Origin of the sequence: Bradyrhizobium neotropicale (assembly GCF_001641695.1) — a bacterium.
GTDB lineage: Bacteria > Pseudomonadota > Alphaproteobacteria > Rhizobiales > Xanthobacteraceae > Bradyrhizobium > Bradyrhizobium neotropicale.
Window position 1 is genome coordinate 1 of the sequence record NZ_LSEF01000110.1, and the last position, 21,738, is coordinate 21,738.

Sequence of the window (21,738 nt, forward strand, 5' to 3'; positions counted from 1 at the left end):
GGTTCTTCCGCATATTTGATGCAAGTTGGCGGATTCACGGAAGGCGCGAATAAGGCCATAAGGTCAGAATCGCAGTCGACGTCCGTGATTCGCCCTTGTTCCATTCCTTGTGCTCGCTGGTCTCCCCCGAGCTTTCGATTGTCCAGATCCTTCCCCAGGGCGACAAGGTGATGCTCGTGGCTCGGACGAAGTCAGCGGTCTCGTTCTGTCCCGGTTGCGGCTGCCAGACCGGCCGCGTCCACAGCCATTACGTGCGACGCTTAACCGATCTGCCGTGGCAAGAGCGGATTGTCGAGATCCGGCTTAACGCGCGACGCTTTCGATGCGCGAATTCGCAGTGCCCGCGCCAGATATTTACTGAGCGGTTGCCGGAAACCGCGCGACCGAAAGCGAGACGAACGTCCCGTCTCCGCGACAGGCAACTGGCGATCGGTTTCGCGGTCGGCGGCGAGCCGGGCGCACGTCTGTCGCACAGACTTGGCATGCCGACCAGCGGAGACACGCTGCTACGGATGATCCGCGCAGCCGAATTCAAGCCGCTAGAGCCGCCGCGTGTGATCGGCATCGATGACTGGGCCTGGCGCAAGGGGCAACGCTACGGCACCATCATCTGCGATCTGGAGCGCAATCGCGTTATCGATCTTTTGCCGAATCGGAATGCCAATGCGGTCGCGTCCTGGCTGGGACGCCATCCCGGCATCGAAGTGATCGCGCGCGATCGTGCCGGCATTTATTCTGAGGGCGCCCGTCGTGGTGCCCCCGAGGCGACGCAGGTCGCCGACCGTTTTCATCTTCTCCAAAACCTGGGTGAAGCGCTGCATTTGGCTGTTTGCCGTCATCGCAAGGCGATCGGTATCGCTGGAAAGGCCACGATTGCGGATATGGTCGAAGATCAAACCAAGCTCGAACCACCAATAGAGCCTTCTACAAAGCTTGATCAGCTGCGCCGCGCGCGGCGCAACCATCGCCGTTCACTCTATGCTGAAATCCTCGACTTGCGCGCCGACGGCCTGTCGCCGCGCGGGATCGCGCCGCGGATCGGCATGAGCGTGAGGACGGTCGAGCGCTGGCTTGCTGCGGGCGGTGAGCCTGAGCACCGGCGGCCACCCGCGCGCTCCGTCCTCGTTGATCCTTTCCGAGATTATTTGGAAAAGCGCTGGGAGGAAGGTGAACGCCGCGCGCTGGAATTGTGGACCGAAATCAAGCGCCGCGGTTTTGAAGGCAGCAAAACGACCATCTACCGATGGACTGCTGCCCGCCAGCAAGGCTCACCGACGTCCGCGCCAAATGTGCGATGGCGACCGCCCTCGCGCCGCAACTGTGCACGGCTCCTGAGCAAAGAGTCTCGATCGCTCGATCAGCAGACCGAGCGGTTCCTTCACCATCTCCATCAGGTTGCGCCGGAGCTTTCCAACGCCGGTGAGCTTGCTCGACGTCTTGCGGCCTTGATACGGGGGCATGATGATACGAATCTCGAGCAATGGATCGAGGATGCTTCGAGCAGCGAACTGGCTTCGCTTGCAGAAGGCATCGGCCGCGACATCGCGGCTGTTCGGGCAGCCATCACCCAACCCTGGAGCACCAGCCCCGTCGAAGGACAGATCAACCGCCTCAAGACGATCAAGCGCCAGATGTATGGCCGTTCAGGATATGCACTGCTCCGAAACAGGCTACTGGCCACCGCCTGACAACGCACAATCGCTCACGATGAAACGCGAAGAGGAGACCTGCACCAAATATGCGGAAGAACCCAGACCGATATGACCCATGACGGGAATCTCGCAATCGACCAAGGCGCGCACCATGTCGGCGCGCTTAGCCCCGCCTTCGAGTTTGACGGCATCGGCACCACGCTGCAAGAATCCACCGGCGTTCCGTATCGTTTCCTCTGCACTGATGTGAAAGCTGAGAAACGGCATGTCGGCTACGAGCAGTGCGTGCGGCTTTGTGCGCGCAACGGCTTCGAGATGGTGATTCATCATCGCTAAGCTAACAGGCAGTGTGTTGTCGAACCCGAGGCAGACATTGCCGACACTGTCGCCAACCAGGAGGATGTCGACGATCGGATCGGCGATGCGGGCCGACACGGCGTCGTAAGCGGTGGTCATCGCGATACGACGTCCCTCCTCCTTCCACCTTTGCAGCACTGGAATCGCGACGCGCTCGATAGGCGACTTCGAAATGTGGCTCATCGGTAGATCTGATCCGTCGACTGCACTCGTAGGAATCATGGTCTCCTACAGAGCGCGAGGTGAGTGTCATCGCGAGGCAAAGAGCAATTTTGCGTGCCCCCAGTCAAGGACGAGTACACCAAAATGTCGAATGATCGCGCAATCATTGGATGAGAGCTTCCTCTCAGCCTAGGCAGCTTCGGCTATGCGCCACGCGTCAGAATCCATCGAACAGCCGTGCAGAGGTTCCGCTGTGATGAGGCTTCGGCTTCAACCCCGTGGTCCACGGAGGTGCAGCCCAACTTTCCGGTCCCTAGATCGGCGGCGACCCAGGCCTCAAGACGACGGGGGGATCGTACGCATACGAGGTCCACGGTAGATTTTTCAGCGTGACGGCACGTCAATCATCGTCAGCAAAAGTCATATCATTTTATATTCTCGGGGCCCCATCGCCTGCGCCGCTCTTGAGTGCATCCGCACCGTGCGGATAACAGTTTCGACCTGAGTTCATTTGCGAAAGTGAAATTGTCGGAGCCGTCCTTGATGCCATTCCATGCCGCCGGCTGGGCAAGTGGTGAAAGCAGCCAAACACACCGGGGCATCCGGTGCTCCCCTTCTGAGACATCCGGACAGAGTGCCGGGCTTCCCATGGGCGCCTCGATGGCTCGTCCTGCACCACGTTGCGCTCCTGCCTGATCGAGCGCAGTTTCTCTTCAAAACTCTTGCTGACAACGCACTTTCTGCGCACAAATCTGCCGCGTTGAGGCTAACTTCCGATCCGTATTCAACTATAGTATTCCTATAGCGCCGCTCAATGACCGATGTTCTGGTGCCGGACGCCCGTGCTTTACCGCGTGGACGCATCGGACGCGTGGCTGGCGTTTGGCGATTATCGTTTGCAGCACCCGTAGCCGACCGGGCGGCTTTTAGTCTGCCCGTTTGGGCGCAGGCAAGGATGGCAAGGAGCTGCCGACGTCAGTCGTGCTTCTACTTGAGAGCCGTAGAGATGCGTGGCGTCACAATCCCGGGAGGTGTACCGCGCAGAGGGGGACACAGAATGGCCTTTGAGGCTGGGCTTCATCCAGGCACGACGTGGCACAAATGCGACTTTCAATGTCATACGCCTCGCGATCTACACTGGGCTGGTTCACCCGGTCTACCTGGCGGGAACGAAGCTGCCGAGCTGGCACGCCGTCAGTGGGCCGATAGTTTCATCGCCGCAGCCGAGGCTGCGAAATTGAAGGCTATCGCTGTTTCGGATCACCACGACATTTGCCTGTCCACCTACGTCCTTGAGGCAGCGCAGCGTCGCGGTTCGGCCGTGCGCGTGTTTCCCGCGGTCGAAATCACGTGTTCAGATAACGCGCAATGCATCGTGATCTTCGATCCGGCTATGGACGTCGAGACGCAAAAGCTCGTAATCGGCGCAGCCGGAAACATACTTGCTGCGTCCTCGTCCGAGGCGAAAACCTGCGCGATCATGCCTGCCAGAAAGACGGTGGCCGAATTCGTTCAAGCTGTCCAAGGCGAGCACCACCTGCGCGATGCCAGTGTAATTCTGCCACACTTTAGCAAGGAGGAAGACCACAAGAGTCTCAATGCGGCCGGACATCACCCCCGATTTGCAAATCTTCCGATCGACGGCGTTTATATAGAACGGCCGTATACGTCGCTAGATGCAGCGACTTTGGAAAAGGTTCGCGGAACAATTGGGGATTGGGGCAAGCGGCGCCGAGCCATCCTGGCGACCGGCGACAATCGAAACGCCGATTGGAGCCGATTGGGTGTTCATGACTGCTGGATCAAACTTGGCGAACACTCGATCGAGGCGTTCCGCCAGGCGCTCTTGGCCGATGAGGCTCGGATTGCCTTCGAGGCGCCGACGTCCCCGACGGAATATCTGGTGGAGTTGTGCGTGAAGAGCACCCTCACTGGGCCCGCGCCGGTGAGGATTACGTTCAATGACGGCTTCAACGCGATCATCGGCGGGCGCGGCTCGGGAAAGAGCGCTCTTCTGGAATATCTTCGCTTTGGCCTTGGACGGACCGACAAGGACTTCGGCGCCACCAAAGTCGATCCTGAATTTGACCGTGAAGCCAGACTCATCAGCGAGACGTTGGCACCAGACGGTTATGTCGAAGTCGTGCTCGAGCGTGAGGGGGTAAGAGAGACTTGGCGGCGGGTTTTGGCGAATAGTGAGGTTATTATCGTCAGCGCAGCCGGCCGGACTATTGAGGTGACGACTAAAATTGCCCGGGAGCGCTTTCGAGGAAGAGCCTTCCGACAGAAAGGCCTGTCGAGCACCATGAACAACCCAGCCACGGCATCCGAACAAATCACAGGCATTGCCGCGGCGGAGGAAGTAGATCGCGAGCGAGACATCAAGAGAGCCATCGAGAACGGCCAGCGCAGCGTCGGTACCGCCCTGATCAACTTGGCAGCGCTGTGGCAGTCTCGGGTTGATCTCAGGCAAACAACCGAAAAAGTGGAGGATCTCAGACAGCGCATCGCTGCGCTGACCAAGCGGCTCGAGGAGGAGGGTCTCTCCCCCGAGGCCCTCAAGACAATCGAGGATGGTCCCAAGTACGGTCGGACGAATGATTACATTCGTACAGTGGGCGACCAGGCGAGAGACGCTAAGGTCGAGCTAGACCGGCTGGAAAGCGCCGCGCTTACGGTCGAGTTGTCAGCCTACGAGGGCGCAGGTGACTTTGAGGAGGCTGCAAGCCTGCAGCAGGCTCTTTCTGATGCAAAGTCCGCGATTAAAAGCTCGTTCGATGCTGCGAAGGCTGCCCTCGACGTTCTGGCGACCAAGCAACGTGAAGCCGGGGAGAGTTTCGAGGCCAAGCGAGCGGCTTTCGACATAGCCTACGCGGCGGCGGTTGAGGAACAGGGCAAGCACAGCAACCTGATAGACGAGGTCGCCCGATTGAATGGCGAACGGCAGACGGCCGAAGCCGCGCAAGCGCGTGCCCGGAGCGCGGAGCTTGTTAAAGCGAATGCCGAAAAGGATTACGAAGATGCGGTCGCACAATTAGACCGTCTCGTGGGAGAGCGGCGCGATATCCTGAAGTCCGCGGCAGACGCCGTCGCCGGCAAGTCAAGCAACATGCTGAAGGCGCGCGCTCGCCGGGATCGGCGACCGGCGCAGTATTTGGCCGCGCTGTACAAGCTGTTTGAGGCGTCGCATACCCAATCGGTCGAAGAGAGTTGCACGGACTGGGTCAGCAGAACACTTGCAGCCGACGAGGTGGAGGGGTGGGCCAAGCTGCGGCAGCAGTTTGTTGGGCTCTATGAGGCAAAGATCATGGCCGGTTCACCGCCCGATGCGAGCGATGGTATTCTCAGCTCGCTCCAAACCATCCTCTTCCATGGCGCCAGGCAGCTAACCGAGCGGCAGCGTAAGAAGATCTATCAGAACCTCACGGACACCACGATCGCTGGCATTGTGGCGGCAGTTCCGGACGATTCGATCATCATGTCATACATTGATGACGGAAGGGCAATCGATTTCAAAATGGCGTCGCCGGGTCAACAGGCGTCCGCGTTGCTCGAATTACTGCTCAAACAATCGGCTGGAACACTGATCATCGACCAGCCGGAAGACGATCTGGACAATCGGGTGATCATGCGCATCGTGGAGCTGTTGCGGACCTCTAAGTCTACCCGGCAGCTCATCTTTACGACGCATAATGCCAACATTGTCGTCAATGGGGATGCCGACAAGATCGTCGCCCTGAAGTCACCAGAACCGTCCTCGAACCCGAACAACAACTCGCCTCGCATTCAGCTTGATTGCGATGGCGCCATCGAAACGCCCGCTGTGAGCGCCACCATTACTTCAATCATGGAGGGAGGACGTGAAGCCTTTGATCTGCGCAGCCGCAAGTACCGATTTGACTTGCAGGTGTGACGTCGCAAACTCTTCAACTCGTTCCTCTCACCTCGAGCTAGTGGCTTGAGAGGCGGGGTCGAAATCAGAATGCTCCGTCGGACTCTAATTGCTTATCACAAAGATCAGCTGAACTCCGACCGACCAAGCCTGTGCGCCCACAACGAGCGCCGCTGCTTCCGTGCGAATTCGGCCACTTGCCTGAAATCGGGCCGGTCGACGACGAGGAAGCGCAGCCGCCGAGCGTCGTCTGATGGAATCCCATAAGCCGCCGATCTGGACCTTGGTGCCTCCCTTCGGAGGCCCGGCGGATTTCCGCACGCCTTTCAAAGCCAAAAAGAACCTCCTCCAGAGCCTCACCAAGGGATATTTTCCGGCAGTTCAAGGTCAGAGCAGACTTTTTCGGCGACGTCGACTTCGCGCACCGTTGTTCGCAGTTCGGCCGCTGCGGCCTCGCGCGCCTTCTTGGTCTGTGGGTTTTCAACCCATCACATCTGTTCAGGCACGCGGCTATGGAATTCGCGATGCAGCCAGAGAATAAATTCGGTTGTGAGAACGTTGCCCGGCCCCTCACCGCGGTCGATCATCTCCTGAACTTTGATATGGGCCTTCGCTTCAAGCTAGAGAATCCGCTTTCGGCTTGCTTTTTCGGCTAATTCTCGAACAGAAACAAAACATTAGCTTCTTTCCTCCCAGTCGGATTTGCCGCTTTTATTGGCGCAGCCCAACGCCTGTTTGATCACTTTTTGTTCTTCCTCGCGAATTTCGGTACACTAACAAGCGACGAATCCACGGGGTGTTTTGCGGGGACAACAGCAGCTCGACCATGTCCGCATGTGGATAGCCGCCGTGATGGTCTCGCAACCGTAGCCGGATGATGTTCAATCCGGACCGTGTCAGACGAGGAAGATCATGAGCTTTAAAGTCAGCGCGGTCGGCCCTGAAGCCGCGCTTTCCGAAGTCACTGACTCCGGAATTCCTGCTTGTTGATCTCGTCAACAACCTCGATCAACTCGCCGAAGCCAAGGAAGAGGTTCTGGAGCGCGTAAAGCAACGGGCGGCGTCGACGGATCGACGGCGTTTACATCGTGCGGTTCGAGCGTACGGCAACGAACGAACGAAGAAATTCTTCAATCGTGCGTTAGGAGCGAACGAACTGCATGCCGGCTGATTTCCTCCATAATCACGCGCAATTTTCGGACCTGATTTAGGCGCGACAGACACCGGGTTTCCGGCCAGAACGACCGAAACCAACTCAGCCGCGCGAGCTGCAGAAACCGGTGGTTTTTCGAAGTCGAGCGCTATCCTGGCTCGGACGAGCCCTTCGACGACATCCGAGCCGTGTCCGGTTATCTTCGACACACCGACGATACCGCCAACTGAGCTGCGAGATAGCGGCTTGAATTTGATGAGGCCAGCCTCTTCAAGTTGCTCGCAAACGGTCCGATGCGATCGAGATTGACGGGCTCAAGACCTCCGAGGTTCATTTCGGAGGTAGGCACCCAGCCGTCATTGCTGTGCCGCAGCCGGTGAAACGCCGAAAGCAGATGCGCTCTAATCCTGGCGTCCGACAACATTGATGTCCTCCTCCTGGCCCTGCACATCTTGGACTTCTGGCGGCGTCGGATCGAGCTCCTCCTGCTCCAGCCAATTGGCGCTAGGGTGCCGAAGATATCCGGCGAGATCGGAGATAGCCGACGAACCGACGTCCGAAGGCAGTCTAACCCGCTCAGCTGGCGGCTTCCCCAGCTTTTTGGCGATCGCCACAGACATCAGATGGGGCCGCAGTTCTCTCGCAAGCGAGCTCTCGATCGTGCGGAATATCCAGACGCCGTCCGGATCGATGTCGGACCAATGGAAGAAGGGGACATCCGCGGGCAGTGAGGCGGCAAGCGCCTTCAAGGCGCCCTGCGTCGCCAAGGACGGGTATCCTCCGACATAGATGGTTACTCCGGAACGCTGCGGATCCGCCTCGGAAACGTGACGGTGGAAGCTGGCAAAATTTTCGATTGTCAGGACGTATCGGGGCTGCCCACGAACTCTCAGTCGCGTAGCCTCTGCTGGAGGAATACCGAAATAGAGGGGAGCGGCGGCTGACAGCTCGGCCGTGTCGAAATCCAACCGTCCCGACAGCAACATCGGTGGAGCGAACTTCTCGAGACCCAGCGTTCGTAACGCATCCCTCGGGCGAGCGGTCGGAGGAAGCTCCAAGGCTGCGCTCAAAATCCTGACCACCGGTCCTTCCAGTCGCTCCAGTGCTTTGCTGTCCCCGGAAAACCGTCGGGAAAAAGTACGATAGTCGAGACCCGCATGACGATATTCCAAGATCGCCTTGGCCATAACGAAGGCCGGCCTGAGGCGATCGACATCACCGAGCGAGAACCCTTGCCACTCTCGACCGCGAGACCATGCGGCCCGAAGGGTCGCCAGCGATCCTTCGAACTGGACTGGCAGCTCCAGTCCTTGCAACAAACGCTCGGCCGCCTCGTCGGTTAGCTCACCGACCGGTCGACGCTTGAGCATCGCGTACAGCAGAGCGGGCTCTTCCAGCCTGACATGCTTGATCTGATCGCTTTTGAGGCCCCGATCCCGCGTGATCTTGACAGCCCCCTGCTCCTCCGCCTCGCAAAGCTCCTTCGTAAACTTGTCCATCTGCACGACGTCGACGAAGCTGCCATAGTCGGGATAGCCGATCGGCCGTCCCGCTCCCCCCTCGTGACGGTCGAGAAGATCGGCCATCAGCGCGCGCGCGTCGGTGAACCGCCTGGGCATCCTACTCCGCAGCCATCTTCTTGAGTTCGTCGTCGGACATCAGATCGGGGTCCATGGCCCGAAGCTCCTTTCGAGCCCGTTCCTTGAGCTCGACGACGGTCGCCCGTGCACTTTCGCCGATGCGATCCACCTCGACCACCGTATCGATGTGCTCGAGAACCGCGACGCGCTTCTCGTTCGGAGCAGCGATGACGATCTGTAGCCCGAGCTTCTTGTAGAAGCTCATCATCTGCCGCTGGTTTTTCCCATCCATCTTGGAGAAGGCTTCGTCGAAAATCGCCACCGACATGCCCGAAGGCCGACCGGCCCCTGACCTCCCGCTTCCATAGACCGAGGCAAGCGACGCTCCGATCGCCACGTAGATCGGCACCTGCTGCTCGGCTCCCGAGCCGGTCCCGCGGCGCGTCTCCCATCTCGTCGTCCGGCCGGACACGATATCTTCCATATGGATTTCGAACGTAAAGAAGTTGCGATAGTCCTCGAAGACGCTGAAGTCCTTGTCGGGATCTTCCAGCAATGCTTCGATTTCCCGCAGCGTGTCCCGGTGCGGAAATTCTTCCGGCACCTCGTCACCCTTGAAAAGCATGTCGAGCGCTTCCGGAGACGTTTTGCTGATCTCGACGATCTTCAAGATAGGCTGAAACTCGACCAGACGGGTATGATGGAACGAATATCGTTCGTTGTGGAACGGATGATCGGTCAGGCCGTGATTCATCGCTGAGAGCTCGCGCTCCATCTTGCTGATCCTTGAGGTCAAAGCATTGATGAACTCGCCGCGCAGCAGCGTCGCCGCCTTGTCCGCAGCTTCGCGCGCCTGGCGCTCGTAGCGCCTCAGCTCGTTCTCCTCCATCTCCTGGATCAACAACTCCACCCAAGGCTTGACCTCGCGCAGAGGCTCGCTTTCGGTCCCGACCGTGGAAACGACGCCAAATTTATCGAAGTAGTGCCCCAAAGCTTGCCGGACGCGCCGTTCGATCCCGATGCGATCCTCATCTGCCCGGCTTGCCGCCTTCGCAGCCTCGATGGCGATGGCTCGATGGCGGTCCAAGATGAGCTTCGCGGAGAGGGCCTCGAAGCGGGCCCGATAAGAGCTTCGTCCGGAATTGCGGTCATAGAGCACGCGGTACTGCCCGTACAAGGACCAAGCGACCTTCATGCCGAGCTTTGAGCCTGAGGTACTGTTGCCGGATTCGATCGTGTGGTTTGCGATATCGGCCGCCCTTGTATGTTTTAGGTACTCTCTCTCCTGCGTCGTTCGCTCTTCTAAGCGGCGGCGTTTGAGATCAAGCTGAGCTTGCCTTTTCTTCCTCAGACCGCCATCGCCGGCGCCGTCCAACGCAGCGATGCGCTGCTCGACCTCCCGACGTTCGAGCGTCGACTTTCGGTATTCTTCGACGATGCCTTTGAATGAAGGCTGCTTGTCGTCGAAGATCCGCCCCAGCTGCACGTGCGCGGTATCGGCAAGCCTCGCCGCGGCGTCCGACCGGGCGCAATCCTCCAAAAGCTGCTCGGCTTGTTCCTTCAGGTCGTGAAAAGCCTGAATCTGCGCTGCTTTTCCGATCTTGAAATCCGACGGCTCGGCGGCCCGGTGGGTGCGTACCAACCCGTCATCGTAAAGGCCATCCTTCATGAGAGCCCGGCCTGGCTCGTTGAACTGAGCGATCGTCTCGGCCAACCGAACCGTTCCGTGCCGCCTGATGATGAAGGCAATGGCATCGTGGTCGTCGGATTTGAAAAGTGTCGGGAACGAACCCGGCCGAGGACCGGGACCGTTGGGGTCCAGCTTGTTCAAGCTCACGAGCGATGCACGGCGGAATTCCCGCCGCCCGTCCTTGAACAGCGCGGTGGCGCGAGCAATATCGGGACGATCGACGAAGACAGCCTCTCGATCGCGCCCCAAGAGACCTTCTGCCGCCGCCGTCCAAGCGACGTCCGACAGTTCGACCAAATCGCAGAGGACGCGTGGCGACATTCCCGCCAGTCGGAGCTTGCGGCACAAATTCCTGGTGTCGTCGCTCAAATGAACCGAGCCTTCGCCGCTCGAGTGCAGCCGAAGACGCTCCTCGAGGGAGCGCAGTCGTGCCCTCTCCTCCTCGACCTTGCGTATGAGATCCCTGCGAGCCTGATCGACCCTTTGCAGCGACGTCCGATCGGAAGCGAGCAACCGGGATTCTGCATCCAACAGGAGATTCACAGGTCGCTCAACGGAGGCGTCCTTTGCCGCACGCGTCAGCCCGGAAATCAACGGAATGAACTCGTCAAACCCAAAGCCCTTCATCGCACTCAGCGCCTGCAGGGACCGGACGGCGTCGAGCCTGCGCTCGAACTCGATGGCAGCGCGGTTGATGGCCTGCGTAGCCGACGTCAACGACTGATCGAGCGTCGCACGTCCGGTCTTCGCATCATGCTCGGAGATCGCGATGTCCAACCTTCTAATTTCCGCATCGATCCCCTTCAACTCCTCACCGAGGAAGTCCATTTCCGATTTGGCGGCATCACGTTTCGCCGATTCCTCGTTGAATTTAGCCAGCTCGTTCGCATAGGCGCCGCGTGCCGCGAACCAATCGGCGCGCTTCGATATCCATTGCTCACGGGCCTTTCGCTCATGGGACTCGGCTAGCTCCCCGAGGATTCCTCGCAATCCGACCAGGGCTTCCAGCTTTTCGCGCATCGTCCGGATCGTGTCGTTGATGTTGCGATAGGTGCGGATCGATTCCCGGAGCTCTCCCACCTTCATGTTGTTCTTTTCGAGGATGTAGTTGCGTACAAATTCGGTCGCCGTCTGATCGTGATCGAGCGTCATCGCGTTGACGACGGCCTTTTGGAGCGAATTCGCGTTCTGCTCACCCACCACGGAGGCATGCGGAACCAACTTACGCATGTATTCCCGAACATAGTCGATCGCCTTGTCGCGGTGGTTGACGAAGTTCTCCTGTCCTACTGCCGACACGATCCGACTACGCACATTGTCCCAGTCGGCCGGGAACCGCTTGCCATCTCGAACCTCGACGAAATCGTCGGTCGTCAGTATCTTGCCGGATACCACGAAGCGACCGAGAACGGTCTCATTCGTCTCGGATCGCCGTGCCTCGATCGCCATGCCGATCGACACCGGAGAGCGTTTTCCCTCGGTGTCCACAAATCCCAGGCAAATGTAGGTTCGAGCTTGGTCCCGCTTACGCTCATCCTCCCCTAACGCGCCGAGACAGTAGTCCACGACGGTTCGCTTGGAGGCGCTACGGCTCTTTCCTTTGTCACTCGCTACCGCATTCAGGCGCTGGACGTTCCGGTTTCCGCCAGTCAGGACGACCTGAGCCATGTCGAGTATAGTTGATTTTCCGGAACGGTTCTCACCAAACACGCCGGTGTGTCCTGCCAGATCGATGTCTTGGCTATCGAAGAGGTGCCATTGGACCATGGCCACGTGACGCAACTCCATCATGAGTCGTCTCCGTCCATCGACTGTGGAGCGCTTTCTTGCGATCGAACGTAACGCTCGATTCGCTGCAAGGCGTCCGATCCGCTGATCAGCTTGATCATGGGGCGTATTGCAACTTCGATGTCCTGCGCGTCGCCGTCGAACTCGCCGAGATCCACCAAGCTGCGCTGAGAGGCTTCCTTCAGAATCTCTCGGAACCGCGAAAGCGAAATCGAGCTCGAAGCGTTGGGCTGAACCATGTCCTTGTAGCGGTCGAACAAACTATTCAACGTCGTGACGACTATGGCCCGGTCTTCGACGGCGCCAACGTTCACCTCGTCCTGCCAGTGGGCGGCCAGCACCAGGATGACGATGGTCTCATCAAGCTTCATGCGGGGCAGCGGCACATCGTCACCCAGAGCTGTGATTCCGGCCCATTGCGCTTCGGTGTCCCGATGCACGCGGTACCCGCAACTGTCGAAGAACTCGTCGATGACCGATCTCAACCGACCATCCATGATCGCGTTGTAGATCGTGCCCGTCCTTGGATCGCCGGCAAAGACGAACTGGCGCCTCAGGAGGAAGTGCACCGCCTTCCTGAGATCAGCCGCCTTTTCCGTGCCGAGGGTCCGCTCGATGGCTTCGAATTCACTGAGCATGCTGGCGTCTCGTGGCAGCATGGCGCCTGACGATGAAGTTGGCGCAGCGTAGCCACTCGCTGTCGTGTGGAGGAAGATCGGAAGCTAACTCGAGCTCGAAGTGAACGCCTAACTCGGGGGGAATTTCATTGGTCAATGCATACCTTCGCGCAGCGTCAAAAGCCAAGAAATCGTCCACCGTCCTCAGCGTCATGAAACGGGCTTCTCTGGTGCCCGCGGCAGGCACCTGGGTTTCGAGGAAGCGGCGGACATCCTCGGGGCCGGGTGAGATGCGGTTGATATACAGCGAACGTAGTTTCTTGCGGATCTCGTAGAGCGGATCGCTGGGCCAATCGCCCAGGGGCCGCAATTCGATGGGCTTACGTGGCTCGCGGCTCGGCGCATGGTGGAATTCCGACCAGGGGGATCGGAGTTGTTCGAGACTCCACTCAATTGTCGCGTTCGGATGGCGACCGTGGGCAATGAGGCCGTCGAGCCGACGAACCAGGTCGCCCGCTCGGCCCACCAATCCATGGGTGCCACGCTCGGCATACTTTATGGTGTTCCGGACGCGCGCTTCCAGTTGGCGACGGAAGACCTCGATCCGTTCGAACATTTCGCCGATATGGCCGAATGTACTCTCAATCGCCAAGAGGTCACCTTCGACGTCGAGGATCGCTTCGGACATGGATGGAGAGATGCTGGCGGATACATACTCTTCCGACAAGACCTGCATGGTTGAGGGCGTATGGGCGATCTTCCTCGCAAGATCGACGATGGTATCCCTGAAACGATACGGATGATTGAATGTCAGGATCGCCTCGAAGTCGCGCAACAGGAGTTGCTCAACGAATTCCTCGAAAAACGCTTCGAGCCGATCGCCGACCGTCTTCGATTCCATGACCGTACGACGGATCCTCTTGAGATCAGACAATATGGCCCGAAGGCTTTTGGTGAACTGGTCGACCTGGTTGCGAGCTTCCCGGAGCGCCAGTGCGACTTCCCGTTGTTTCCGGTCGACTACTTGAGGATTGAGTTTCTCGACGGCTTCGAGGTTCACCCGGACGGTGACGATGAGCCCACCGAACCGTTGAGAAACGTCCTTGTTCAGACTGGCCAACCTCTGGATCACCAAGAGCGGTCCCATCGACATGTCGACGGTTACGCGCAGGCCGTATTCCTCCTCTTCCAGCCAGCCCCAAGTGATCAGTCGTTGGTAAAGCTGCCGGGCGATGAGGAGTGCCCGGTCCGCAGTCTCTGTCTTGATCTTGGCGGAGCGCTTTATGCGCCGGCGCCCAGCTGAAACGATCTCCGGCAGTTGCTCGCCGAAATCGTCATTCTCGCTCCAGAGCGACGGATTGGCCCGCATCACATCGTAGATGGCGTGCGTGACTTCCTGCGGGGTTGGGTAAGCGGGAGCGCCCGAAAAGAAGCGCTCGTACAGGTCCAGCAAGATGAGGGAGTAAAGATGCTTGTGCTCTCGCGAAAACGCCAGAAACGCATCGTCATTGAGGTACCTGAATAACAAGGCTCACTCCCCCCGGAAGTCGCCTTTTCCGGTAGGCTATCCTTCCGAACCCGTTCCCTTTCCGTTCATGCTAAGGCGACAAGCTGCGGTTGTCCACCCGCGGGATTCCCCCCTTTGGGAACAACGCTGGAACCGCTATCCCCTTTGACGGTTTATATTTCTATATATATTATCATCTCGACGGGATGATAATTTGGTTATTATTATGAAGACCCTAGGATCTCAATCCGCCAAGCTGGTGCAAACACTGCATGACGAACGGAAATCGATCTTCACGCTCAAGGATGCTGCGCGAATTCTGCAATCGCCGAAGAACGTGGTCTCGAACATGCTCGGAAAGGCGCAGCAACGAGGTATCGTCACTCGTCTCCAGAGGGGTTTGTACACCCTCGTGCCTGCGGAGCTAGGTAGCGAAACTGTCTACGCTGGCGATCCCCTTGTCGTTGCGGACCACCTACCTGGGGAGCGCTTGCACTACCTTTCCCATGGCACCGCACTTGCCATTCATGGAATGACGCTACAGCCACGAATTGTGGTGACCGTCTCAGCCGTTGGTTCCCCCTCCCGCACCATCAACGTCCAGGGCACGGAAATCAGAATCGTCAATATCCGCGAGTCCCAAGTCTTCGGAATCGAAAAGCATTGGGTCGATCCAGGAGTTTCGGTTCAGGTCAGCGACGTAGAACGGACCATTATCGACTGCCTCCGCCGGCCCGACCTATGCGGAGGGTACGCCGAAGCAGACGTCGGAACGTGGATAGTGCGCGATCGCGTGCGAACACAAACACTCGTTGACTACGCACTTCGGCTGAACGTCGGCGCCGTGATCCGACGTTTAGGCTACCTGCTGGACTCCTGCCAAATAGGAACCGAAGATGACCGCGCAAGACTGACCGAGAAGCTCTCCGCGACTTACCATCCGTTGGATCCGTCGCTTCCGGCCGACGGTCCTCATAGTGCGAAATGGCGGTTGAGACTCAACGTCAGTCGGGAGGAGCTTGAAGCGCAACGAGGGAGCTGAACGCAAATGATCGCCCACCGAGAACTATCGTTGATTTCGAACGACCTCCTGAAGAGACTCGGCGGACGCCGCATTCCTGATGAAACGATCGAGCTCGACTATGCGCTAGGATGGTTCCTATGCGCAATGCCGTCGCATCCGCAGGGGGCACAGGGAGGCTCCGAGCGAGGGTCTCCCCCTGGGATGCGCGTGGATGCCCTTGCCGGCACGCGCTGCGGGCCTATTCACCCCGACGTTACCGGCCGGGTGGCGCCAAACTTTCGGGGGAAGTAGCTCTCGCAACGACGGCCATAGCTAGTGTTGTCACAGCGCTGGTTGGGGCAGCGCGGGCCCCGAACAGGCTCTTCGATGATCGGCGCCGGCTTGGCCATTTTGCGTGCGCGCCTTGGTTGCAATGGTCGGTTGGCGCCCATAGGCTAAGATCAGCGGGGAAGTGATCATGCCAAGGAAGCCGAGGCCTAAGCCGAAACCCGATCCCACACCAGATTGGGTGACCGCCGTCGTTAGATGGCTCGGCATTACTACGACGCTGATAGGGGCGGTTAGCGCGCTCCTGCTCGCGCTCGGCAAATTCGGCGACGCTGCTTACGCACCTTGCAAATCGTTTCCATCGCTTCCGTGGTGTGCATCCAGCACCCTTTCGTTGATCCCCTTCGACTCCGGCACCACGGATGGCGGCCATAACCAAGGTGAGTATTGTGAACCGAGAGCCGCCGCCTACCGGGCGCAAAACCCGGATTTCACTATCACCTGGCGGGGCTCGGAAACAAATCACAAGGACTTCTGGGGTCACGTCACTTACAACTATCACTGCGAATTTGTCGCCGTGCCAAACGGCCGAAGCTTGGGAATTTGGATGATAATCGGGGGGGTCGCGATCGGGCTGCTGGCGTTGCTGTTCGTCTGGTGGCGACGTGGCGGTTTCCGTCTTCGGGCCGCCTGACTTAGGCCTTTTGCTGCGGAGCGAACGGTGGCAGATGTGGAGACCACGAAGCGGCTATCAGCGATGCGGCAAATCAAGGCTGCGATCGAACACCTGTATAAAGGTCAGCTCGAGTGTGCGATTACCCTTGCTGCTGCGGGCGAAGGCCAATTGCCTGAGTCGACGGTTGAATATCTCTTTCGGCTGCTGCGGCGATTGAGACCTCAGGAAGACTTCAACCTTTTCATCAATTGGCTCAAACACCCGTCTGGCCCCGACAAGGCGACCATCTCAGAATTTGAGGCGGTTCTCATTATCGCGAGAGCGATTCAGAAGTTCGTCGCCGCTTACGAGGCGTCGTGCAGAGAGTTCAACGAGTTCAGCGATTGGGCAGTGGCGCAAGGACATATGCCGAGGCCCATCATCGAACCACGATATCCGACAGCCAAGAAGCCGACCACTGCCAGATAGCAGTGCTCAATTATGCTGGCAGCCATTCGAACTCAGCTCTTTCAGAGCACGCGATGACCTTGTCGCAGGCGGCTTCGAGCGGTCCACTATATCGAATTTGCAGCCATTCCAAAGCTCCTCCGCCCATTTCTTGTTGATCTTTTGTGATTGTTCGAACGAAATCCCCACGCCGTTCACCCAGCAATACAACAGCTCAATAATCCTGAGCGAGGCCTCAAGCACAGGCTTCTCGTCACCGACCTTCATCGGTGCGATGATTTCTCCGTTCTTTTCCGCATTGGTTTGGGTGAGATAGTGGGCAACGCGCTTATTGCGCAGATTGCGGAACGACTTTAGTTGCGGCGATGATTTGACCGCACGTGCTTCCGCGATCGCTTTGCGGAGACCTTCGACAACCTCGGTCGCGTGCTCCTCTCCTCGCGCAGCATTGTACTCCTTGAGCATTCGCGCTGCGATCTCTCGCTCTTCAGCGGTTGCGTTGGGATCCATCGGCTCCGGCGCGCTGCCGTACATGGCCCGCGCTGCATCGGCCAAGGCGTTGATAACCTTGTCATCGTCGACGAGCTCGACAACGCTCAGGATGGTTTCATTATCAACGTGGGGCTGGTCCCCAGAAGGCAATGAGCCGCACCATCTCGATTTGGTGCATTGCCTCGCGGAAGGCATTGAATGCATTTGCAGCATAGGACCGTGGTATCTGCTTTGAGAGCGCATCGGAATAGACCACGATCGCGTTGTTCTCGCGGAGATAGAGCAAGTAGTGGGCATACTCGACCAACCACTCGGTTAGGCGTTTGGCTTCGGCGATGCGTTTATTGACGTCCCAGGTTTCAAACATGTTGTTCATTCTTGCATTGGCGGTTTCCTCAGACTGCAATTTCACCGGCGCTTCCCATGGCACAAATCTTTCGTTCGTGCTGGTCGCTTGGCCGGCACGGCGTTCGGCGGCGGCCTCGCGTCGCCGGCGGTGAAGATCTCGCACTACCTTGGCTTCGATGATCAACGGCTTGAATTGGCCCCAATCGATTTTCCATTTCTTCTTGCTGCGCAAACACCAAATTCTGAAGGAGCGCACGACACGCCGCTCGAATGCAGCACGGGTGCACTTGTTGATCTTCATGAGGTGGCGAATCAACCGTCGCTCCGGTCGGCGACATAACGCCTATCGCCAAGAGCTGCCGTATACGCCCCCAATGCTGAACCGAGTGGCAGACGGTACAGATCACGTCGATACCAACCAGAGAGGCAACGCCGCTGCGAGGCTTTTCGACGTACTTCCAATTTTCGTGGCCTTGCAGGCGATCCGTCCCGCCACCGATGGCACATTTCCCCAGGGCAGATCGGATCGCCCTTGCTTTAGCCAGCGACCGGGCCCCAGGCCGACCACATTGGAGCGGAGATTTTGCCCCCAAAGCGGAGCCAGAATGAGTTCTAGACGGAGCTTGTACCTCTGAGCCATCACTTGCCCCTGGCTCTCGGCGCCTTTACGACCACATATGAATCGCTAAGACGGTGATAATACCTGGCAATGTATATGAAAGTTCGTGTTCGCCACCCACTAGAATCCGTGTTATAGTTCACTCATGACCAACAAGCGCAAAGGCTCCGGCATCAATTCTTCCTCCCGTATCTTGGGAGACAGGACTTTTGCGGCCATCTCGGCTGTCGAAGGGCTGAAGCTCGGCAAGGCTTCTAAGGAGCGTCTGTCGGCTCTCAATAAATCGAAACTGACGCCCGCCCAAAAGAGGGCTGAGGTTTTGAGGGCATACGTCCAGCCGAAGGGCCGCTAGCGCTCTTGAGTGGTTATGACGTCTTTGACGATCCCTACTGCTATAAGGGCACATCTGTCCTCAAGAACCGGGCCCGCCTCAGGGATGCGAAAACCCTGGAAGCGTTCGAGCTCGAAATGATGGCATTGAGATCGCGAGAGCCTCTACCTGAGGGGCGCTTTACGCCACGGCATTATAGAAGCATCCATCATCATCTGTTCCAGGACGTTTACACCTGGGCCGGGAAGTACCGGACCGTCCGTACAGCAAAGGGGGGGCAACTGGTTCTGCTACCCCGAGCACATCGCCTCAAGCATGAATGAGCTGTTCAAGAAGCTTGAGCTTCCGGCGTTAAAGCCTGGCACGGGAGTCGCAGACTTCTTGGGAGCAGCCGCCGATTTCTTAGCTGAACTCAATGCCATTCATCCGTTTCGCGAGGGAAACGGCAGATCCCAGCTGGCCCTTATGCATCTTCTCAGTCGCCATGTCGGGCATCCACTCAACCTTGATCGAGTCAACGCCAAAACGTTCATGCCCGCGATGATCGCGAGTTTCCTTGGCGATAACGGTCCGCTCAGGATCGAGTTGCAGAAGCTTCTGTGATCCGCCCTACTCGGTGCCAGCCTGCCGGGCCCCAGTAACCGACGCGCGCGCGAGCCGTACTTTCAGGTCCTCCTGAAAGGCGGGGTCCTTGCGCCGCCTTTCTATGTGCTCGCTGATTGCGGCACGAATCACATCCGAGACGGCGGCCCTGCTCGACCGACGCAACGGTTACGAGCGCTTCGGCCTGCTCGCCGCGGGGAGCGAACGTCAGTTGATGGCGATCTTCGGCTGGACGACTGGCAAAATGGCGCAGCACTACACGTGTTCCGCCGACCGAATCTATGTAGACTGTCGGCACCGGTGGAGACCAATTCTTTCGTCATTACGATACGCGGCGTATGCCCATTGTTGAACGGATGGACCAGATGCCTGGGGATACCGCAAGGCAAATCGCCGGCTGAAGACGGAAGAACCAACTTGCGAGGCCGACAAAACGCTGCCTATCGCTGGAGACCGAGCCGCCGAAGCCGGTAGTCGAGTTGCGCCCGACTGATCCGAAGCGCCCGCGCGGCGGCTGAGACGTTGCCGCCGGCCCGCGCCAAAGCCGTCTCGTAAGTGGCGCGCTCCACATCCGCAAACGAGGCGCCGTGGTCGGGTGACAACGCAGGCGGTGCCTCCGTCGGCGGCACACCATCTGTGTGAAGCGGCATCCGTCCGAGCCGGCCTTCGCTGGTGAGCTGGATGGAGAATGGCGGCAGAAGCTCCGAACCGCTGAAGAGATGGCCGACGTCGATCACGCCACCCTCGTCGGCATAGACCACCCCGCGCTCGATCAGGTTCTGCAATTCGCGGATGTTGCCGGGATAGCTGTACTTGAACAGCGCGTCCGTCGCGCGCCGGCTGAAGCCGGTGAGACGCCGGCCGTGCCGCGCGCTGTAGAGATTGAGGAAATGCGCCATCAGCAGCGGAATGTCGTCGCGCCGCTCGCGAAGCGGCGGGATAACGATCGGAAAGACGCAGAGGCGGAAATAGAGATCCTGCCGGAAGCGGCCGGCCGCAACTTCTGCCGTGAGATCGACATTAGACGCTGCGACCACGCGGACATCGAGCGAGATGGTCTTTGTGCCGCCGACCCGCTCGATCTTCCGCTCCTGAAGCGCGCGCAACACCTTGCCCTGCGCCGAGTAGGTCAGCGAGGCGATTTCGTCCAGGAATAGCGTGCCGCCCGAGGCGCGCTCGAAATAGCCCGCGCGCGAGGCAATGGCGCCAGTAAATGCGCCTTTCTCGACGCCGAACAGTTCGGACTCGACGAGCTGCTCCGGGATCGCGGCGCAGTTGATCGCAACGAACGGACTGGCATTGCGTCGGCTCATCGCATGCAACTGGCTGGAGAACAGCTCCTTGCCGACGCCGGACTCGCCGACGAACAGCACGGTCGCATCAGTCGCCGCGACACGCTCGAGCTGACGCCGCGTGCGAACGAAGGCCGCGGAGACGCCGACCGCGACGTCGCCCTTTGCATCGACCTCGGCCGGCGTTTCCTGTTCGGCAATGGGGATCTTGGCCGCCGCGTGAAGCGGACGGCTCTTCCATTCCAAGCCAAAATACTGCCGCTCCGGCGCGTCGTCGCCCCAGGCATCGGCATGCTGACCGATGATCACGCAGCGCGGCGCGCCCATGCCGGCGCATTCGATCTCGCGGAAGATCACGGGCGAGCCGAACAGTTTTGTGGTGTAGCCGGAGGGATAGCCGATCTGGAGCCAGCACACCGGCTCGTTGGCAAGTCCATAGCTCGAGACATGCTCGGCGGCTTCCGATGAATCGTCCCAGTAGAACTCGCCGAAATAGGTGCCCTTGTCGCGGTCGAACTCGAAGTGCCGTGTGGTGACCTTGACGAAGCCCTCCAGCGTGTGCACCCGCGGTCCGGCGGCCAACGCGTGGGTCAGATCCTCGTGCGGAAAGCGCTTCTGGATCAGCGCGGCATCGCGCGCGCCTTGCATGTAGCCGACGCGCATGAAGATCGCCTTGGCGGTCTCCATGCCGAAGGCGTCGATGATTTCGGCACGCAGCCGCCCCAGCACCTGCGATTGCATCAACACCATGCGCTGGTCGTTGAGCCAGATGCGGCCATCGCCGAGCGCAAAATGCAGGGACTCCGCGAGATCATCAAAGGTCGGCGGCGCACTGGTGTGAAGCTCGCTGCTCGCACCCCGGCTGAGGATTTGCGCCGAGCGGCGCGAGGCCTCGGCGAGCGAAATCAGGAATTCCTCGTCGGGCATGCCGGCGCTTTCCAATTTCATCAAATAATGAAATCGAACTTAGAGGAATTTCATGATTTCATAAAGATATTTGGTGCTGGCGTGATATTTCGAACGGACCATGTCTCTTCGACGCCGAGTCCATCCATATGAAATAATTCAACTATTTTGCTAATCCGGAACGCCGCTGCAACTCGGAACCTGACGTGGCACCGGCCTTGCTATTCCCTCGGCCAACGGGAGGAAAACGAAAACAGGAGGGCCGGCGCCTACTTGTGACCTGTTTCGCTCCCTCAACCCCGCAGGCATCGCCTCGCGGTCCTGCAACGAGAGCC

General features: G+C 59.0%; 14 protein-coding genes and 1 pseudogene. 7 read left to right on the forward strand and 8 right to left on the reverse strand.

The window, feature by feature from the left end; all coding sequences use genetic code 11:
• Positions 1–95: 95 nt before the first annotated feature.
• The gene (locus tag AXW67_RS36180) at positions 96–1,688 is read left to right on the forward strand and encodes an ISL3 family transposase (RefSeq protein ID WP_082908118.1); all 1,593 of its coding nucleotides are present in this window, start codon (positions 96–98) and stop codon (positions 1,686–1,688) included.
• Positions 1,689–1,751: 63 nt separating this feature from the next.
• Here the strand turns inward: AXW67_RS36180 and AXW67_RS36185 are convergent.
• A pseudogene (locus tag AXW67_RS36185) lies at positions 1,752–2,192 on the reverse strand (3-methyl-2-oxobutanoate hydroxymethyltransferase); the annotation flags it as partial.
• A gap of 1,036 nt (positions 2,193–3,228) precedes the next feature.
• Between AXW67_RS36185 and AXW67_RS36190 the strand changes: the two are divergent.
• Positions 3,229–6,084 (forward strand): TrlF family AAA-like ATPase, encoded by a 2,856-nt coding sequence (locus AXW67_RS36190; RefSeq protein WP_161491330.1) that lies wholly within the window; start codon positions 3,229–3,231, stop codon positions 6,082–6,084.
• Positions 6,085–7,617: 1,533 nt separating this feature from the next.
• Here AXW67_RS36190 and AXW67_RS36195 read toward each other — a convergent pair.
• From AXW67_RS36195 to AXW67_RS36210, 4 genes are read right to left on the reverse strand one after another with little or no spacing between them, the layout of a single operon-like run.
• Complete coding sequence (locus tag AXW67_RS36195; protein ID WP_245315824.1) at positions 7,618–8,802, reverse strand: Wadjet anti-phage system protein JetD domain-containing protein; 1,185 nt, start codon at positions 8,800–8,802, stop codon at positions 7,618–7,620.
• Positions 8,803–8,836: 34 nt separating this feature from the next.
• On the reverse strand, positions 8,837–12,277 hold the full coding sequence (locus tag AXW67_RS36200; protein WP_063681750.1) for an SbcC/MukB-like Walker B domain-containing protein: 3,441 nt from the start codon (positions 12,275–12,277) through the stop codon (positions 8,837–8,839).
• Positions 12,274–12,912, reverse strand: a complete 639-nt coding sequence (locus AXW67_RS36205) for a DUF4194 domain-containing protein (protein ID WP_063681770.1) — start codon at positions 12,910–12,912, stop codon at positions 12,274–12,276. The genes AXW67_RS36200 and AXW67_RS36205 overlap by 4 nt, the downstream gene beginning before the upstream one ends.
• The gene (locus AXW67_RS36210; RefSeq protein ID WP_145928102.1) at positions 12,902–14,419 is read right to left on the reverse strand and encodes a Wadjet anti-phage system protein JetA family protein; all 1,518 of its coding nucleotides are present in this window, start codon (positions 14,417–14,419) and stop codon (positions 12,902–12,904) included. The genes AXW67_RS36205 and AXW67_RS36210 overlap by 11 nt, the downstream gene beginning before the upstream one ends.
• Before the next feature lie 193 nt (positions 14,420–14,612).
• Here AXW67_RS36210 and AXW67_RS36215 point away from each other — a divergent pair, with 193 nt between their 5' ends.
• From AXW67_RS36215 to AXW67_RS36225, 3 genes are all read left to right on the forward strand, one after another.
• Positions 14,613–15,440, forward strand: coding sequence for a type IV toxin-antitoxin system AbiEi family antitoxin domain-containing protein (locus tag AXW67_RS36215; RefSeq protein WP_082908157.1), 828 nt, complete (start codon positions 14,613–14,615; stop codon positions 15,438–15,440).
• 439 nt (positions 15,441–15,879) lie between these two features.
• Entirely contained in the window at positions 15,880–16,383 is a 504-nt protein-coding gene (locus AXW67_RS36220; RefSeq protein WP_145928103.1) for a hypothetical protein, read from the forward strand.
• Between the two features lie 27 nt (positions 16,384–16,410).
• Positions 16,411–16,833, forward strand: coding sequence for a hypothetical protein (locus AXW67_RS36225; protein WP_145928104.1), 423 nt, complete (start codon positions 16,411–16,413; stop codon positions 16,831–16,833).
• Between the two features lie 6 nt (positions 16,834–16,839).
• Here AXW67_RS36225 and AXW67_RS36230 read toward each other — a convergent pair whose 3' ends face one another.
• A complete protein-coding gene (locus AXW67_RS36230; protein ID WP_063681754.1) occupies positions 16,840–17,454 on the reverse strand; it encodes an AbiU2 domain-containing protein in 615 nt (204 codons plus the stop codon).
• Positions 17,426–17,953: a hypothetical protein gene (locus AXW67_RS36235; RefSeq protein ID WP_063681755.1), complete on the reverse strand. Its 528-nt coding sequence runs from the start codon at positions 17,951–17,953 to the stop codon at positions 17,426–17,428. The genes AXW67_RS36230 and AXW67_RS36235 overlap by 29 nt, the downstream gene beginning before the upstream one ends.
• A 463-nt stretch (positions 17,954–18,416) precedes the next feature.
• Here AXW67_RS36235 and AXW67_RS43515 point away from each other — a divergent pair, with 463 nt between their 5' ends.
• Both AXW67_RS43515 and AXW67_RS44915 read left to right on the forward strand, forming a co-directional pair.
• Entirely contained in the window at positions 18,417–18,623 is a 207-nt protein-coding gene (locus AXW67_RS43515; protein WP_063681756.1) for a hypothetical protein, read from the forward strand.
• A 294-nt stretch (positions 18,624–18,917) separates the two neighbouring features.
• On the forward strand, positions 18,918–19,205 hold the full coding sequence (locus AXW67_RS44915; protein WP_347336773.1) for a Fic family protein: 288 nt from the start codon (positions 18,918–18,920) through the stop codon (positions 19,203–19,205).
• A 440-nt stretch (positions 19,206–19,645) separates the two neighbouring features.
• Here the strand turns inward: AXW67_RS44915 and AXW67_RS36250 are convergent, their stop codons facing one another.
• The gene (locus AXW67_RS36250; protein WP_063681757.1) at positions 19,646–21,445 is read right to left on the reverse strand and encodes a sigma-54-dependent Fis family transcriptional regulator; all 1,800 of its coding nucleotides are present in this window, start codon (positions 21,443–21,445) and stop codon (positions 19,646–19,648) included.
• Between the last annotated feature and the right edge of the window lie 293 nt (positions 21,446–21,738).

What these genes read in the sequence shown, in the direction of transcription:
- AXW67_RS36190 (WP_161491330.1), top strand. Translation starts at nt 3,229, where the DNA reads ATGGCCTTTGAGGCTGGGCTTCATCCAGGCACGACGTGGCACAAATGC.
- AXW67_RS36195 (WP_245315824.1), bottom strand. Translation starts at nt 8,802, where the DNA reads ATGGCCGATCTTCTCGACCGTCACGAGGGGGGAGCGGGACGGCCGATC.
- AXW67_RS36200 (WP_063681750.1), bottom strand. Translation starts at nt 12,277, where the DNA reads ATGATGGAGTTGCGTCACGTGGCCATGGTCCAATGGCACCTCTTCGAT.
- AXW67_RS36205 (WP_063681770.1), bottom strand. Translation starts at nt 12,912, where the DNA reads ATGCTCAGTGAATTCGAAGCCATCGAGCGGACCCTCGGCACGGAAAAG.
- AXW67_RS36220 (WP_145928103.1), top strand. Translation starts at nt 15,880, where the DNA reads ATGCCAAGGAAGCCGAGGCCTAAGCCGAAACCCGATCCCACACCAGAT.
- AXW67_RS36235 (WP_063681755.1), bottom strand. Translation starts at nt 17,953, where the DNA reads ATGAAGATCAACAAGTGCACCCGTGCTGCATTCGAGCGGCGTGTCGTG.
- AXW67_RS43515 (WP_063681756.1), top strand. Translation starts at nt 18,417, where the DNA reads ATGACCAACAAGCGCAAAGGCTCCGGCATCAATTCTTCCTCCCGTATC.
- AXW67_RS44915 (WP_347336773.1), top strand. Translation starts at nt 18,918, where the DNA reads ATGAATGAGCTGTTCAAGAAGCTTGAGCTTCCGGCGTTAAAGCCTGGC.
- AXW67_RS36250 (WP_063681757.1), bottom strand. Translation starts at nt 21,445, where the DNA reads ATGAAATTGGAAAGCGCCGGCATGCCCGACGAGGAATTCCTGATTTCG.